This window comes from Barnesiella viscericola DSM 18177, assembly GCF_000512915.1.
Taxonomy (GTDB): domain Bacteria; phylum Bacteroidota; class Bacteroidia; order Bacteroidales; family Barnesiellaceae; genus Barnesiella; species Barnesiella viscericola.
In genome coordinates, this window is record NZ_CP007034.1 from 832096 (window position 1) to 849318 (window position 17223).

Genomic DNA, 17223 nt, shown 5'->3' on the forward strand with positions numbered 1-17223 from the left:
TGTCCACCAATTGTCCATCGTGTTTTCCCCGACAAACAACGCTTATCCACTATATTTGCTTGTCAAAAAAAACAAAACAGATACCCATGAGAAAAGTAAGACTCCTTTCCCTGTTGGCATTCCTGGGCGCCCTACTCCTTGCCCTGCCGACGAATGCCCAAACCGAAAGCCGTGAAGTCTATGGCTGGCTGCGGTACGACAATTACAACCAAAGCGACTATGGCATTTGCAAATTTACAACCGACAACGCCGAAAATATCCAGTCGGTATGGCCCTACGACCCCGCCCGGGTTGCCTGCGCCGGAGCTTATGCCGAAGGTTTCTACTACGTCTACCTGTATGAGACCGACGGTTACAATGCCACGCCCTACTCGTTCAACCGCATCAATCTCGCCACCGGCGAGTCGACTCAGGTAGCCGACTATCGGGGCATGCCGTTTCTTTTCCAGGACATGACCTACGACTACTCCACGCAAACCATGTTTGCCACCGCCTATGACGAAAATGTCTATACCGCCGTTCTGCTCAAAATAGACTTGACGACGGGCGAGGCTACCACCGTAGGCGAGATGGGCGAGAACAAATTCATGACCCTGGCCTGCTCCTACGAAGGGCAACTCTATGCCATCGACATCGACTATGGCGACCTGTGGAGCATCGACAAGTCGACCGGTGCGGCCACCAGCATCGGCAATACCGGCGAACGCGTGAGCGAGGACTACTTACAAACGATGGAGTTCGACCACGAGACCAACCTGCTCTACTGGGCCGGCGACAACTTCTGGGGCACTGTCGACACCAACACCGGTGCCGCCCAACAAATCAGCTGGCTGGGTAACGATGCCCAAGTGGTAGGTCTCTATATTCCCTTCAAAAAGACCAATGCCGATGCGCCCGCCGAGATAACCGATTTGACCGTAACACCCGGCGAACAGGGTGCCCTGTCGGCCCAGCTGAGCTGGACCAACCCCGCCACGACTTTTGGCGGAGGCAGTCTGACCGAACTGTCGCGCCTGGAAATCTATCGCAACGACCAGCTCGTTCACACCATCGACAACCCGATTATCGGGCAGAAAGAGAGTTGGACCGATACCCAAATCACCGAGAAGGGTCTCCAAGTTTACAGCCTCTCGGCCATCAACAGCCTGGGCAACAGCCTCACTACCGCCCAAGCGGTATTCGTGGGACGCGACCTGCCGGCGGCACCTGCCCAACCTGTCGTGACCCGACTCGACGAGACCAGTGCCCGGATTAGCTGGCAAGCGCCCCAATCGGGTATAAACGGCGGCTGGATAGATGCCTCGTCGCTGACCTATAAGATTACCCGCCAACCCGGGAATCAGATAATTGCCGGATCCATATCCGCCACCGAGTACATCGACAACACCATCGACTCGCGCGACTACTATGCCTACCAGATACAGGCAATCACCCCCGAGGGCGAAAGCCCGGTCGTCACAACCGACAAGCTGGTACTGGGCCCGGCGCTGAGCGTACCCTATTTCTGTAATTTCGCCACCGACGACCAGTTTGCCCTGTGGAGCGTCATCGACGCCAACCACGACGATTACTCCTGGAAACGCGAGACCACCATGGACGCCGCCTATTACTACTACAACGAGGACGGCGAGACCGGTGGCGACGACTGGCTCATCTCCTCGCCCATTCACCTGGAACAGGGGAAGAGCTACCGCCTGCGCTTCAAGCTCCAAGCCTACGATTCGAGCTACCCCGAGAAGGTGGCCGTCTACCTGGGAACCGATGCCAGCATCGAGGGGCAAACCGTACAGTTGGGCGACTACCTGGTCGAGGAGTTCACACTCACCGAGCACAAAGTAATTCTTCCGCAAGATTTGGAAACAGGCAACTACTATATCTCGTTCCACTGCTATTCCGATCCCTATATGTTTATCCTCTACCTGACCGACGTTACACTGGAAGAGGTGAACGAGGGTAGCATCTCGGGAATCGTAACCGACGGTACCAACCCGCTGGAAGGGGTTACCGTGTCGATTCAGGGCCATGACCTGCAACAGACTACCGACGAATCGGGAGCCTATACTTTCAAGGAGCTGGAAATCGGCAGCTACACCCTCCGTTTCGACAAAATGGGTTACCGCCCGGCCGAACAGACCGGTATCACCGTAGAGATGGGCGAAACCACCACGGTGAACCAGACGATGGAGCTGCTGCCCGTCTACTCGGTGAGCGGCAAACTGGTCAATGTGCAGAACAGACCCGTCGACCAGGCCAAGCTCTCGATAACCGGTTATGCCGACTATTCGACCCAGTCGGGCACCGACGGTTCCTTCTCGTTCCCGCAGGTGTATGAGGCCGAGCAATATGCCCTGTCCATCGAACGGTACGGCATGAGCGACACCACCCTGACGATAAACGTAACGGGCGGAGATCTCGTGTTGAACAACATCGTATTGACGGACAAGCCGCTGCCGCCCCACGCCGTATCGGCTACCCGCCAGGGCGAAACGACGGTAATCGCCTGGGAAGAACCCGTCGATACCCGGCAGTTCCGTCACGACAATGGCATACACAGCGGCCGACTGGGAACCTCCAGTTCAACCGCCAAGAGCGTCTATGGCGCGGTGTTCCGCACCCCGGCCAAACTCATGCAAATGACCTGGTTCACCGAGAACTACCTCACCACTCACCCCACGGTCAACGTATTCGTGTTCGACCTGGACGCCGAGGGGAACCCCACCTCTACCCTTCTGTTCTCGCAGATGAACGTGCCGAACAAGGATATGGGATGGACCACCTTCGACTTCCCCGAACCGATCGATGCCCCCAACGGATATATGCTGGCCATCAGCTACGAGGGTCACGTGGGATTGGGTCTCGACAACGGCGAAGGTCCCGACTATCCCTTCACCGAACAGACCAACTGCTATGCCGAGGACTACACCACGGGACAATTCACCTATACCGAGGAGCACGACATCAGACGTTCGCTGATGATTCGCGGCATCGGTATCCTGCTGGGCGAGGACGAGTTACCCTCGACCACGACCGACAAGCGTTACTCGGTATGGCGGCTGACCGACGGTCAACAGGAGACCCCGAGCGAATGGACCCTGTTAACCGAGACACCGGTCGAAGAGCTCACCTACACCGACAACACATGGAACGCCTTGACGCAAGGCATCTACCGCTATGCCGTGACTACCGGCTACAACAACGGGGCCATCGTCTCGCCGGCTGCCTTCTCGCAACCGCTCGACAAGGACATGTACACTCGGATTACCCTGAACCTGAAAACCAATACGCCCCAAAACGAGGCCCAAAGCGCCCATGTGGTACTGGCCCACGTCGACGGGAATGCCGACCACGTCTATACCGGCACGGCCGACAAGGCGGGTCAGGTAGTCTTCGACCAGGTATGGAAGGGGCTTTACAACGTGTCGATTACACTGAAAGGCTTCAACGATTTCACGGTCCAAAACGCAGACTTCTCGACCGAGAACAGCTACACCCTTTCGGACTATACCTTGCAGGAGTATATCGTCAACCCCTTCAACCTCGAAGTAGTAAAAGACGACCAGCAACAGGGCTATATCTTTAACTGGAACGTGGCCGACTACCTCTTCGACGACTTTGAGTCGCACACCGACTTTGCCATCAATTCGCCGGGTAGTGTGGGTTGGAGCTACATCGACGGCGACGGCCGCGAGACCTACGGCATAGACGGGGTCGACTTTATCAATGACGAGCTGCCCAAGGCCTACATCGTCTTCAACCCCTACACGACCGACCCGAACATAGCCCTCTTCGACTCGAATATCCGGCCGCACAGCGGCGAGAAATACCTGGCTTCGTTCCCGGCCCGCCCGGGTGCCAACGACGACTACGTCATCTCGCCCGAGTTGAACTTCAACCGCGATTTCGTCCTGAAATTCTATGCCAAGAGTTATACCGACGATTACGGTGAGGAACAGATGAATGTAGGCTACTCCACAACCGGCAAAGAGGCCACCGACTTCATCTGGCTCAACGAGGAGGGCCCCATCAGCGTACCCATGAGCCAATGGAACGAATACCGGTACACAATCCCGGCCGAGGCCCGCTACGTAACCATCAACTGCGTGTCGGACAACATCTTCATCTTCATGGTCGACGACATCTTCATCGGCCTGGAATTGCCCGACGGGGTCGACTTGGAGAAGATGAAGGACGACATCTCGTTTGAGGTTTACCTGGACGGCGAGCGCGTGAATACCACCCCGCAAAGCAGCTACCTCTTCACCGGCCTCTCGAAAGGGACGCACAAAGCCGGCGTGAAAGCGGTATTCTCATCGGTTACCACCCCGCTCACCGAGATTGAATTTGAGGTAGACGAAGAGAGCGGCATCGCCCGCAACCAGGCGAACAGCCTCACCGTACACCCCAATCCGGCCCAAGATGTGGTGACCGTATCGGGCGAATATGACTACCTCTCGATACTCAACCTGTCGGGTCACGAAGTATCGCGCCACACCGCCCACGAGGTAATCAGCGTGCGGGAGTTGCCCGCCGGAGTCTACATTGTACGAATCGTAGCCGGCAACCGCGTCGAAACGACCAAACTGATTGTGACCCGATAGTCCCGGCCGCTCAATGAGGCCCGGACAACAGGTCACCCACGCAAGGAGTGACAGGCAATCGCTCCGATAGTGTACACTATCAGCTTCCATTCCACACCGCAGCGCCCTGCCCACCGACTCTCCACAAAGTCGGGGCAGGGCGCTGCCCATTTTACCGCCAAGCTGTCGTCACCCCGGGAATAAATTCCGACTTTAATTTTATCGAAAAACGATAATTTTTTATTGATTCACTTGTCGATTCAAAATTTTATATGTATGTTTGTCCAGTTCAAAAATCGAAGATAAACGGCTCGACTCTTTTTTCTTGGGAAAAAGAGCCTATCTTTGCCAAACCGAATGACGTAAAAACCATATAATAAAGGATAACTCCATGAAGAAATTTTTCACCACGACCTTCGCCTGTGTGCTGGGCGTCATGATTGCCATCGTGCTACTGTCGATTCTGTCGGTTGTAGCATTAACCGGCATGGTTGCAACTACCGAAACCGAATATGTAGCCCAACCTCACACGATATTGAAACTCGACCTGGGCACGGTGACCGAACGCAGCCAGGAAGACGTAATGGGTCTCCTGATGGGGAATCAGGAAAAGAGCGACGGACTCGACAACATACTCAAAGCCATCGCGACGGCCAAGACCAGCCGCCATATCGACGGCATCTACATCGATGCCCACGGCATGAACATGGGAATCGCCACACTCGACCGCATACACCGCGCACTGATCGACTTCAAGGAGAGCGGCAAATTTGTCTACGCCTATGCCGACACCTACTCGCAACGGGAATACCTGTTGAGTGCCGCTGCCGACAGCGTGATGCTGAACCCCGTGGGGGCTGTCGATTTCAGAGGTCTGGCCGGGCAGGTGATGTTCTGGAAAGGTCTGTACGACAAACTGGGCATCGAGATGCAAATCCTGAAAGTGGGAACCTACAAGTCGGCCGTCGAACCCTATGTCAACACCCGAATGAGCGACGCCAATCGCGAACAGACCATCGCCTACATGACTCCCATCTGGAACCACCTGCTGGAACAGCTGTCGAAAGACCGCAACCTGTCGGTCGAGCAGTTGAACAACCTGGCCGATACACTGCTGATTACCGTTGAAGCCAAAGAGCTGGTGAACCGCGGACTCATCGACTCCCTGCTCTATCGCCCGCAGATGGAACAATTCCTCAAAGATAAAGTGGGCATCGACTCCGACGACGACCTCATCTTCGCCTCGGCCAACGAGGTGGCCTCGATGAAGCAACCCAAAAACAAGGCCAAGGACGAGATTGCCATCGTCTATGCCGAAGGGGGTATCGACCTGGGCGAAACCAACGGCGTGAACACGGCCGAACTGGTCGAGGACCTTACAAAGATTCAAAAGGACAAAAAGATAAAAGCCGTCGTGCTGCGGGTAAACTCACCGGGCGGTAGCGCCTACGGCTCGGAACAGGTGTGGGCCGCTATCGAGGCCATCAAGGCGGCCGGCAAGCCGGTAGTCGTATCGATGGGCGATGTGGCTGCCTCGGGCGGATACTACATCTCGTGCAACGCCGACCGCATCTTTGCCAACCCCACTACCCTCACCGGCTCAATCGGCATCTATGGCATGATACCTAACTTCGAGGGTCTGGTTACCGATAAGTTGGGCATCACCTTCGACGGGGTACAGACCAACCGCTACGGCAACTTCGGCTCGTTCAACCGGGCCATGACCCCCGATGAACACCGCCAGATGCAACAATACATCGAACGCGGCTACGAACTCTTCACCACACGCTGCGCCGAGGGCCGCGGCATGAGCCTCGATGCCATCAAGAAGATTGCCGAAGGCCGGGTTTGGGACGGACAGACCGCTCTGAAAATCGGATTGGTCGACGAACTGGGCGACCTCGACGACGCCATTGCCTGGGTAGCTCAGAAAGCCGGTCTCGAACAGTACAAGACCAGCTCCTATCCCCAACAGAAGACGGCTGTGGAACAGCTCTTCGAAGAGCTCAACAAGAACGTGCAGGCCCGCATCGCCGCAGTCTATCTGGGCGAGAGCTACAAATACCTGCAAACGCTCGAACAGTGCAAGAATCTCGACCCCCTGCAATGCCGCATGGAAGAGATTGAACTCTATTGATACCGATTCTCATGTACGGCAAATCAATCAGGATAAACCGTTGGTTACTCCCGCTCAGCTGGCTATACGGCTTTGCCACGGGAGTCAGGAACAGACTCTTCGACTGGGGCATACTCCCGTCCGAAGAGTTCGACATTCCGGTCATCTCGGTGGGTAATCTGGCGGTAGGCGGTACCGGCAAGACCCCGCACATCGAATACCTGATTGAACTGCTGCAACCCAAATACCGGGTGGCCGTGCTCAGCCGGGGCTACAAGCGCAAGAGCCGGGGATTCGTCCTGGCCGATGCGAACGCGACCGCCCGCGACATCGGCGACGAGCCTTACCAGATCAAGCGGAAATTCCCCGACATCGCCGTCGCCGTCGATGCCAACCGTCGCAGGGGCATCAACCGGCTGAAAGAGCTGTTGCCCGACCTCGACGTCATTCTGCTCGACGATGCCTTCCAACACCGCTACGTATCGCCCCTCATCTCGATTGTGCTCACCGACTACAACCGGGCGTTGCATCTGGACAAGCTGCTGCCGGCCGGTCGCCTGCGGGAGTCGCGTCACGAACTGTCGCGGGCCGATATCGTGATTGTGACCAAATGCCCCGCCGACATGAAGCCCATCGAGTTCAACATCATTTCGCGGTGGCTGCACCTCTTCCCCTACCAGCATCTCTACTTCACCACGCTCGACTACGGCAACCTGCAAGCGGTATTTCCCCAGCCGGGAACGCCCCGCGAGATTGACCTGAGCACGCTTTCCAAAAAGAGCGGTGTGATGCTGCTCACGGGCATTGCCAACCCGCGCCCCATGCAACAATACCTAGCCCGCTACCTCACCGCGCAGGAAGAGCTGCGATACCCCGACCACCACAACTTCTCCGACAGCGACCTGCATCAAATAGCCAACCGCTTGGCCTCGCTGCATGGTGAGGAGAACTACATCATCACCACCGAAAAAGATGCCGCCCGCCTGCGCTCGGCCGCACTCGACGAACCGGTGAAACGGGCCCTCTACTACCTGCCCATACGGGTACGCTTCATGCAACACAACGGCACCTCGTTCGATACCAAGATAACCGACACGATCTACAAGAACCGTCGGATAAAACGCCCCCGCAGATAATCGGTCCAACCGCTTTTCTTCCCGTACCTAAAACTCGACCGTGATGCCCAACGTAGGCAGAATCACCCCGCTCTGCTGGGCAATGTATTTCATGCGATAACGCTCCGTCCCGGCCTCATCGACATAGGTCTCGCCGGTACTGATCAGGAGGGGCTGATTGTCGTATTTGAAATTCAGCACATTCTGCAAGTCGATATAAAAGCCCAGCATCACTCCCTTGAAATAGAACGACTTGTCGACCCGCAAATCGATTTCGTAAAACGTCTTCAACCGCCCCGAATTGTAGCGGCTGTAATCGTAATAGGGACGGGCCGTGGCATTCCAGGCCGGGACAAGCGACGACACATACTCGTCGTAAGGGGTATAAGGAGCCCCGCCCATGAGTCGCACCTTCATGCCGATGTCCCAATTCTTGGGCAGCTTGTAGGTACCCGAGAGGGTGAACAGATGGCGATAATCCCAGGCCGAAGGCAGATAACGACCGGTTGCGGGATTCAGGAACTGACTGCGATACCAGGTATAGGAGGCGAGTGCCGTGAAACGCCCCATACCCAGCCAACGGAGCATCACCTCCACCCCATAGGCCCGTCCGTGGGCTGTCGAGGCGGCCGCCTCGTTACCCGACACGCCGTAGTCGGTTCCCTTGCAGGCCAGCGGAATGCTATCGGAGAGCGAGAGCGGCGAGTGGGTGTAGCTCTTGTAAAAGCCCTCGACCGTGAGCCGGGCCCATCGGTTGAGGTAATACTCCACCCCCAAAGCCGCCTGGTCGGAACGGATATAGCGCAACCGCGAGCGGTTGACCAGCACCTCGTTCTCCTGGAATCCCAGGGTCGTATAGGCCGGCAACTGGTAATAGCGCCCCAGACTGCCGTTCACATAGAAATTGCCCGCTATGTTGTAGGAGAAGGAGAGCCGGGGTGAGAACTGATCAAACGGGTTGTCGGTGAGCCACGAGTAGTCACAGGCATCGAGCCGGAAACCCAGCGAAGCCGACAGCCGCTCGTCGGCCGACTTGTATCCCACCGTGGCAAAAGCGCCCCACTTGAACAGCCCCAAATCGGTGTCGTAGCGTATCACCCGCGGCACATCGGCAAACACCCGCTGGAAGGTGCGGTTGGTATAGACGGCATAGTCGGCATTCAACCCGGCCGTCACCTGGAACAGCCCCAGCGACGACCTATTCTCCAAGCGCAGGTGATTCTCGACCTCGCTCGATTTCAATCGCAGGGTCAGATTCTCGTCGGTCGACTCGTCGTTGTCGCGATACTTCACATTGCCGTTGTCCATGTAGCTGCGGCTCAGTACGACCGTCTGGATATGATTGCCCCCGTAGTGCTTGTAGACAGCCCCCAGCGTATAGGTGTTCTGCTTGATGGTAGGCAGGTAGTTGAGCAGATACTGTTTCGACTCGTCGGCCGGGTCGGTCTCGGTATTCAGTTTCATGTCGTCGATAGCCCCCAACCCCAGAATCGTAAGCTCGTGTGCCTGCGAAAAGCGGGTCTTTATCTTGAATTGCGCATCGGTATATTGGGGCAGGAAAGGCATGTCGAGCAACGAAAAGAGCAGTTGCAGATAGGATTGCCGAACCGACACCACATAGGTTGTGCGGCTCCCGATATGCCCCTTCGAACCCAAGGCCAGCTCCGAAGCCCCCACCGTTCCCTTGAAGGTATAGCGGTCGGGGGTACCGTCGAGCAATTTGAAGTCGAAAACCGAACTCAACGCATTGCCCCGGCTCACCGGGAAAGCCCCCGTATAGAAATCGACCTCGCGAATGAGGTCGGCATCGATAATCCCCACCGGGCCACCCGAAGCTCCTTGCGTGCTGAAATGGTTGATGTTGGGAATCTCCACCCCGTCGAGGTAGAACTTGTTCTCGGCCGGACCGCCACCCCGTATCATCAAGTCGTTGCGATAGCCTCCGCCCGCCACCGTAGCCACGCCGGGGAAAGCGTTGACCACCTTCGAGATGTCGCGATTGGCCCCCGGACTCTTCTCAATCTCCTGTACCCCGATAACCCGCATGGCGATAGGGCTCTCGACCGAGCGCCTGAACGGAGCCGCCACCACGCTCACCTCGCCCAGCGCCACCTGCGACTCGTCGAGTCCGATGTCGAGCGTATAGTCGTAGGTCGTGATATGAAACTCGGGCGACACATAGGTCTTGTAGCCCACCGACGACACCTGCACCCGATACATGCCCGGCTGCAAGTTACCGATGCGGTAGTTCCCCACCGAATCGGTCGTGGTCCCCCGCGACGTATTCCAGATGCCCACACTCACAAAAGGTACCCCCTCGCCGGTCGCCCGAGAAAACACACGCCCCTTCACCGAATAGGTCTGCGCACACCAAGCCCAGGAGGTCGCACACCAGAGGCACAACCACAGCACACACTGCCTCCACATAATCTTTCTCCTTTCCGAGGGGCCACTCTGCCACACGGCAAGCCCCACAAGGCATATACAACCGATTCCCCGTTTTGGTTCACCCGCTCAGAAAAGAGAGAAGGTCGATCGTCTACATCATATAAAAATGCCAGCGGAAATCCCTGTCGAGGATTCCCGCTGGCGCAAACACTTCTGGATAAATCTACCCAGGAGGCTTTACTGCCTCCTGAACTCTTGTTTCACTATGACAGACAGAGGATCTACTTTTTGCCCAAGCGACTTTCAACCTCTTCCTTGGAAATCTGTTTAGTACAGAAGAACCAGTCGTAGCAATGCAGATCACTCTCCGCTCCCTCCATGCGCTCTTTGGCAACGCCACAAGAACCGGCCGGCGGAACAATCACCTCATCACCCGGACGCCAATCGGCCGGGAGGGCTACGCCAAAGTTGTCGACCGTTTGCAAGCCTACCAATACCCGCTTAATTTCATCGAAATTACGACCCAACGAAAGGGGATAGTACATGATGGTGCGAATCTTGTCCTGCGGGTCGATGAAGAAGACGGCCCGCACGGCCGAAGTATTGCTTTCGCCCGGTTGAATCATACCGTACAGGCTGGCCACCTCCATGGTAATGTCGACCACCAGCGGGAATTTGATTTCCACATTTTTCCAGCCCTTCCAGTCGATCTTCTCCTTAATCGTGCGAAGCCAGGCAATGTGACTGTGCAGTCCGTCGACCGATAGGCCTACGAGTTGGCAGTTCAGGGCTTCAAACTCCTCGGCCATCTTGCCGAATGTCATGAACTCCGAGGTACATACGGGCGTGAAATCGGCCGGGTGGCTAAACAGGATTTTCCACTTGCCTTTGTAATCCGAGGGGAAATGAATGGTACCCTGGGTGGTTACTGCTTGAAATTCGGGAGCCGAATCACCGATACGCGGCATTGAATAAACGTTTGTTGCTTCCATAACTTTTTGTTTTTATGTGATTATCATTTTGTTTCTGCGACAAATATAAAGGGCTTATCTTTATCAATCAAACAGATTTTTTCTATATTTGTATCGATAAAATCAATAACAAAACGGAAATCTCCCTCCCCATCGGACCGATGAAGGGAATACTCCTTTTAAAACAGGCAACCCGTATGACTCTTCAACAGATGGAATATATTGTGGCGGTCGACAAATACCGTCACTTTGTGCGTGCCGCCGAGGCTTGTGGAGTGACTCAAAGCACATTGAGTTCGATGATACAAAAGCTGGAAACCGAACTCGACATGCTGATTTTCGACCGCAACAGCCACCCGGTGCGTCCTACCGCCCAGGGTGAAAATGTTATCCGACAAGCCCAGGTGATACTCTACAACGTAGCCCAAATGAAAGAGATGGTATTAAGCGAGCGTATGCAGGAGTCGGGCGAACTGCATCTGGGAGTGATACCCACCATCGCTCCGTATATCATTCCCAAACTGATTCGACACATGCACAGCCACTACCCCCATGTACAACTGCGCCTGCTGGAAGCCCGCACCGCGGTACTGGTCGAGAAACTCGAACGGGCCGAAATCGATGTGGCCCTGCTCTCCACGCCGCTCGACAACCCGAAACTGCTCGAAATTCCCATCTACTACGAAAAATTCAAGCTGTATATTTCGCCCGAAGAAAAGCTCTTCACCCAACAGGAGATAGACGAAGCGGATTTGGTGAGTGACAAATTGTGGATTCTGGCCGAGGGGCACTGCCTGCGCAACCAGGTGCTCAACTTCTGTCACCGCAAGTCGCGCTATTCGAGCATCTACGAAGCCGGCAGCATCGATACCCTGGTGAAGATTGTCGACGAAAACGGCGGATACACCATTATTCCCGAGCTCCACACCGCACTGCTTTCTCCCCAACAGCAAGAGCGCGTACATCACTTCCGCCAACCCGAGCCGGTTCGGGAGGTGTCCCTGGTCGTGCGCAACGACTATATCCGGGAGCGCATGCTCAACCTGCTTTCCGACAGCATTCGCTCCATTATTCCCGACGATTTAATAAACTCTCGTCTCAAAAAGTTTGCCATCAAACTATAACCTTGCTTCTTGTAAAGGAGGATAGCTGCCACAAGACAACTTGGATACTACGATAAACCGCCAGAAATTGCCACGACGCATCGTACGAGGCCACTTGTTTTCATAGGGATAAAAAAAGGGAGCAAACGACTTTGCTCCCTCGGGGTGATTGAGTTGGGATTCGAACCCAAGACCCACAGCTTAGAAGGCTGTTGCTCTATCCAGCTGAGCTACTCAACCGACCTTTCATAAAAAAGTGCTGCAAAGTTAGGGATATTTCGCGATTTTCCAAATATATAAATCCACTTTTTTTAACCGGCAAGATGGCCTCACCTCGTCAGAAGGGATAGCCCACGGTAAAGTGGAAAGCCGAGTCGCGCTTGAAATTCTGGGAAGCTATGGCCCAATGCTCCTGACCGGCGGCCGGATTGTAGGCCTTCATACCCAAATCGAACCGCAAAAGAAAATAACTGAAATCGAGACGGATACCCAACCCATAGGCCAAGGCTATCTCCTTGTAGAACGAGTTGAGTCGGAATTGTCCGCCGGGCTGAGCCTCGTAGTTGCGAATGGTCCAAATGTTACCGGCATCGATAAAGGCACCCAACTCGACCTTCCAGAAGAGTTTGGCCCGGTATTCGAGATTCATGTCGAAGCGTATGTCGCCGCACTGGTTGATAAACTCCGACACCGAGTTGTTGCCGTTGTAGCTGCCGGGTCCCAGCGTCCGCACCGACCACCCCCTCACGCTGTTGGCCCCACCCGAATAGTATCGTTTCTCGAAGGGCAATATATCGGAGTTGCCATAGGGGATACCGATACCACCGCCCACATGGAAGGCTACCGAGTTGCGGTCGTCGATGATGTGAGTGATACTGTAATCGAAGTCGAACTTGGCATACTGGGAGTAGCGGATTCCGAAAAGCGTGTATCCGTCCTCGGGCTGCGACTTGGAGGTGAGGTGCGAAATGGCATTGAGCAGGTTGCCCGCTATCTCACCGGCAGCTCGCAACGTATAGACGTTGGTGCGCCGCTGCACGGGATTGGAGGGGTTGAGATTGGAGCAGTAGAAGGTATAGCCCATGCGCATGATGAAGTGGTCCTCGTAACTGTACCGCAACAGAGGATTGTCGGGGGCAATGCTTTCGAGAAAGCCCTCGGTCTTGTGCGGCAGATAGACGTAGTTGATGTCGAGCAGGTCGTAGTTGTGGCGGAAGAACCCCCGATTGGTGGTCCACTTGTATTTCCAGGCGGTACCCCAAATGACCCGGGTGTACTCGGGCCGCTGTTGGAAGTTGAAGTTCACGCTGTACTCGGTACTGGCCTTCATGCGGCGGCGAAAGTCGGTGCGCAGGAAGGGAAAAAGGAATTTCGGATAGGTGATACCCACCTCACCACCCAGCTCGGTGTAGCGGTCGTTGATGAGTCCGCTCAAATCGCCCGACAGACTCTCGTAAGCACCCCGCACCTTGGTCGAGAAGGTCTCGGAACCCTTGAAAATATTGCGGTGTTCGTAGGTGGCCCCCACGGCAAAACCCAGGTCGCCCTCCGAGTTGGTTCCTTCCAGTTCGAGCGAAACCGACTGCGGCTTGTCCTCGCTCAGCAAGATGTAGCAGTCGAGCAGATTCTCGCCCTTTTCATTCTGCCCGGCCAGCTCAAAACGAATGTTGACATACTTGACAATGCGCAGACGGCCGAAAGCGGTATAGGTATTGTCGACATCGCGACTGCTGTACAGAAGCCCCGGCCGTATGAAGCAGTTCTCGACCAACGTCTCGCGGCGGATATAGGGGTGCTCCCCCTCGATAAAGTAGTAGTTCTTGTACATGCCGGCATTGGAGACATCGATGCGGTCGGCCGCAGCGGGGTCGTAGGAGAGCACGAAGTAGATGTTGTGCATGTAATAGCGTTCATAGGGGCGGTAGCGCTCGGTGTTGACCAGCGAGTCGGGCCTGATGGTCAAGGTCAGGTCCACCGCCTTGGAGCGGTCGGCCGTATCGGCAGTGTAGGTAATCAACTCCTTGTTGAAGGCATAGAAACCGCCCCGCCGTAAAATGTCGGAGATGCGTTGCCGCTCCTCGTCGAGCACGTTACGGTCGAAATTGTCGCCCTTCTTCAAGAGTGAATGGCGCGAGAGCCTGCGCTCAATCAGACGCGAGAGGGTATCGTTGCCAATCTGGTAATTCACATCGTCGATGTAGTGCGGCTCGTTGGCCTGCACCCGGTAGACCACGTCCATGCGCTTGCCGTGCGAGGTGGTATCGGCCTCGACCCGCGCCGCCATATAGCCCTTGTTGAACATGGCTTTCTCCATCTGCAAACGCGAGTTCTCCATCAACATCGGGTCATAGATGACCGGCGGCGTACCGGCATTGCGCACCCAGCGGTTGAACCACTTGGTCGAGTCGTTGCCCGAGAGGTTGTACAACCCCAGCGAAAAGCGGAAGAGGCCGAACATGCGGTGGTTGGGTTCCTGCCGCAGATAGGATTTCAGGTCCGACGGTTTTACCCCCTTGTCGCTGGTCTCTATCTTCACGTGGTCGAGCAGATAACTGCCGTCGGGGACATGACGCGTAGGGCTGCACGCCACCATCACCACGACGGCAATGGCTACTCCACACGCTGTTAGAACTCGACGCATACGCAATATTCCCCGAATAAATTTGATTATACCGATTTTCTTTCTGTCAATAAACCTTGCAAATATACACTTTATTTTTTCAAAACCCGCCATTTGAAGGTAAGATGCTCCCCCAAAGGATAACGCTTGTCTATCTCCCGAATGCCCCGTGAAGTCTTTTATTTAATAATGATAAGAAAATGTGCGAAATAGGAACAAATTTAAATATGAAGCTCCATTTTTCTTACAAAACATTTGTTTATCTCACAAAATAGTTATACATTTGCAATACAATAATTGAGTATTGCATGAATATTATGTTACTACACGTCATTTCTCTATCGGTCATTAGCGAACTTATTGTCGTGAGTCGGTAAGGTGGAAAGGCGTATGTGGTTACTTAATTATAGATATAGGAATCAAAAGTAATTGTGAAACCTTTCCACCCGCATGGAAAGGTTTTTCTTTTGAATAACGACGCAGATTATGAAACATCAGTTACGAAGCGCAACCAGCACCGAAGGCCGTCGAATGGCCGGAGCGAGAGCCTTGTGGCGGGCCAACGGCATGAAGGCCGAGGAGATGGGCCGCCCCATCATCGCCATCGTCAATTCATTCACCCAGTTCGTGCCGGGTCACGTACACCTGCACGAGATAGGGCAAACGGTCAAACGAGAAATTGAGAAACTGGGGTGCTTCGCCGCCGAGTTCAACACCATCGCCATCGACGACGGCATAGCCATGGGACACGACGGCATGCTCTATTCGCTGCCTTCGCGCGACCTCATCGCCGACAGCGTGGAGTATATGGTCAACGCCCACAAGGCCGATGCCATGGTGTGCATCAGCAACTGTGACAAGATAACCCCGGGTATGCTCATGGCGGCCATGCGGCTCAATATCCCCACGATTTTCGTTTCGGGAGGACCGATGGAGGCCGGTCACCTCGACGGGCGCGGACTCGACCTGATTGACGCCATGGTCGAATCGGCCGACGAGAGTATCGACGACGAGCAGGTGCGTCGGGTAGAACATGCGGCCTGCCCCACCTGCGGATCCTGCTCGGGTATGTTCACCGCCAACTCGATGAACTGTCTCAACGAGGCTATCGGGCTAGCTCTGCCGGGCAACGGCACGATTGTGGCTACGCACCGCAACCGCGAACGGCTCTTCATCGAGGCGGCCCGGCAAATCGTCGAGAACAGCTATGCCTACTACCGCGACGGCGACGAAAGCGTGCTGCCCCGCAGCATAGCCACCCGGGCGGCCTTTCTCAACGCCATGACCCTCGACATTGCCATGGGAGGCTCTACCAACACGGTGCTACACCTGCTGGCCATTGCCCACGAGGCAGGTGTCGACTTCACAATCGGCGACATCGACCGCCTCTCGCGCCGGTCGCCGGTGCTCTGCAAGGTGGCACCCAACTCGCACTACCACATTCAAGACGTAAACCGGGCGGGCGGGATTCTCTCGATTCTGGCCATTCTGGCCCGCGAGGGACTCATCGACACCTCGGTACACCGCGTCGACCGACAGAACCTGGCCCAAGCCATCGAAAACTATGCCCTGCGCGACGGCATCTGCCCGCCGAAGGGCGAACCCCTGTGGCACAGCGCCCCGGGCAACCGATTCAATCTGGTACTGGGTTCGCAGGAGAATCGCTACGACACGCTCGACACCGACCGCAGCAACGGCTGCATCAGAGACTTTGAACATGCCTATGTGAAAGACGGCGGACTGGCCGTGCTCTTCGGCAACATCGCCCAGGACGGGTGTATCGTCAAGACGGCCGGCGTGGACGAAAAGATATTCCGGTTCAAAGGCCGGGCCAAAGTGTTCGAGTCGCAGGAGGAGGCCTGCCAGGGCATACTCGGCGGCGATGTGGAGAGTGGCGACGTGGTGGTCATCACCCACGAAGGGCCCAAAGGGGGGCCCGGCATGCAGGAGATGCTCTACCCCACCTCCTACATCAAGTCGAAACATCTGGGAAAAGCCTGTGCCCTCATCACCGACGGCCGTTTCTCGGGTGGTACCTCAGGGCTGTCGATAGGCCACATCTCGCCCGAAGCGGCGGCGGGAGGCAACATCGGCCTCGTCCGCAACGGCGACCTCATCGAAATAGACATTCCCGCCCGACGCATCGAACTGCTGGTCGACGACACCGAGCTGGCCCGCCGCCGGGACGAGGAGCTGGCCCGCGGCAAAGCGGCCTTCACCCCCCATCACCGGCAACGCCCGGTGTCGAAAGCCTTGCAGGCCTACGCCGCTCTGGTAAGCTCGGCCGACAAAGGGGCCGTTCGCATCATCTAACCCTCTTTCTACGAAACGAC

Annotated in this window: 8 protein-coding genes and 1 tRNA gene; 5 read left to right on the forward strand and 4 right to left on the reverse strand. The window is 55.8% G+C overall.

Features of this window, described 5'->3' with window-relative positions; all coding sequences use genetic code 11:
* Window positions 1–86 precede the first annotated feature (86 nt).
* The 3 genes from BARVI_RS03320 (at window position 87) to lpxK (ending at window position 7829) form a co-directional block, all read left to right on the forward strand.
* Window positions 87–4598 (forward strand): carboxypeptidase regulatory-like domain-containing protein, encoded by a 4512-nt coding sequence (locus BARVI_RS03320; protein ID WP_084546970.1) that lies wholly within the window; start codon window positions 87–89, stop codon window positions 4596–4598.
* Between the two features lie 370 nt (window positions 4599–4968).
* On the forward strand, window positions 4969–6714 hold the full coding sequence (sppA, locus tag BARVI_RS03325; protein ID WP_025277864.1) for a signal peptide peptidase SppA: 1746 nt from the start codon (window positions 4969–4971) through the stop codon (window positions 6712–6714).
* A gap of 11 nt (window positions 6715–6725) precedes the next feature.
* A complete protein-coding gene (lpxK, locus tag BARVI_RS03330; RefSeq protein ID WP_025277865.1) occupies window positions 6726–7829 on the forward strand; it encodes a tetraacyldisaccharide 4'-kinase in 1104 nt (367 codons plus the stop codon).
* A 27-nt stretch (window positions 7830–7856) separates the two neighbouring features.
* Here lpxK and BARVI_RS03335 read toward each other — a convergent pair whose 3' ends face one another.
* Window positions 7857–10235, reverse strand: a complete 2379-nt coding sequence (locus BARVI_RS03335; protein WP_025277866.1) for a TonB-dependent receptor — start codon at window positions 10233–10235, stop codon at window positions 7857–7859.
* Between the two features lie 242 nt (window positions 10236–10477).
* A complete protein-coding gene (locus BARVI_RS03340; protein ID WP_025277867.1) occupies window positions 10478–11188 on the reverse strand; it encodes a peroxiredoxin in 711 nt (236 codons plus the stop codon).
* A 176-nt stretch (window positions 11189–11364) separates the two neighbouring features.
* Between BARVI_RS03340 and BARVI_RS03345 the strand changes: the two genes are divergently transcribed.
* Window positions 11365–12291, forward strand: coding sequence for a hydrogen peroxide-inducible genes activator (locus BARVI_RS03345; protein ID WP_025277868.1), 927 nt, complete (start codon window positions 11365–11367; stop codon window positions 12289–12291).
* Window positions 12292–12436: 145 nt separating this feature from the next.
* Here the strand turns inward: BARVI_RS03345 and BARVI_RS03350 are convergent.
* Together BARVI_RS03350 and tamL are read right to left on the reverse strand one after the other, a co-directional pair.
* Window positions 12437–12510, reverse strand: a tRNA-Arg gene (locus tag BARVI_RS03350).
* A gap of 97 nt (window positions 12511–12607) precedes the next feature.
* Window positions 12608–14911 carry a translocation and assembly module lipoprotein TamL gene (gene tamL, locus BARVI_RS03355; protein WP_025277869.1) on the reverse strand — a complete coding sequence of 768 codons (2304 nt, stop codon included), beginning with the start codon at window positions 14909–14911 and terminating at the stop codon, window positions 12608–12610.
* Between the two features lie 465 nt (window positions 14912–15376).
* Between tamL and ilvD the strand changes: the two genes are divergently transcribed.
* On the forward strand, window positions 15377–17203 hold the full coding sequence (gene ilvD / locus BARVI_RS03360; protein ID WP_025277870.1) for a dihydroxy-acid dehydratase: 1827 nt from the start codon (window positions 15377–15379) through the stop codon (window positions 17201–17203).
* Window positions 17204–17223 lie beyond the last annotated feature (20 nt).

What these genes read in the sequence shown, in the direction of transcription:
- BARVI_RS03320 (WP_084546970.1), top strand. Translation starts at nt 87, where the DNA reads ATGAGAAAAGTAAGACTCCTTTCCCTGTTGGCATTCCTGGGCGCCCTA.
- sppA (WP_025277864.1), top strand. Translation starts at nt 4,969, where the DNA reads ATGAAGAAATTTTTCACCACGACCTTCGCCTGTGTGCTGGGCGTCATG.
- lpxK (WP_025277865.1), top strand. Translation starts at nt 6,726, where the DNA reads ATGTACGGCAAATCAATCAGGATAAACCGTTGGTTACTCCCGCTCAGC.
- BARVI_RS03335 (WP_025277866.1), bottom strand. Translation starts at nt 10,235, where the DNA reads ATGTGGAGGCAGTGTGTGCTGTGGTTGTGCCTCTGGTGTGCGACCTCC.
- BARVI_RS03340 (WP_025277867.1), bottom strand. Translation starts at nt 11,188, where the DNA reads ATGGAAGCAACAAACGTTTATTCAATGCCGCGTATCGGTGATTCGGCT.
- BARVI_RS03345 (WP_025277868.1), top strand. Translation starts at nt 11,365, where the DNA reads ATGACTCTTCAACAGATGGAATATATTGTGGCGGTCGACAAATACCGT.
- tamL (WP_025277869.1), bottom strand. Translation starts at nt 14,911, where the DNA reads ATGCGTCGAGTTCTAACAGCGTGTGGAGTAGCCATTGCCGTCGTGGTG.
- ilvD (WP_025277870.1), top strand. Translation starts at nt 15,377, where the DNA reads ATGAAACATCAGTTACGAAGCGCAACCAGCACCGAAGGCCGTCGAATG.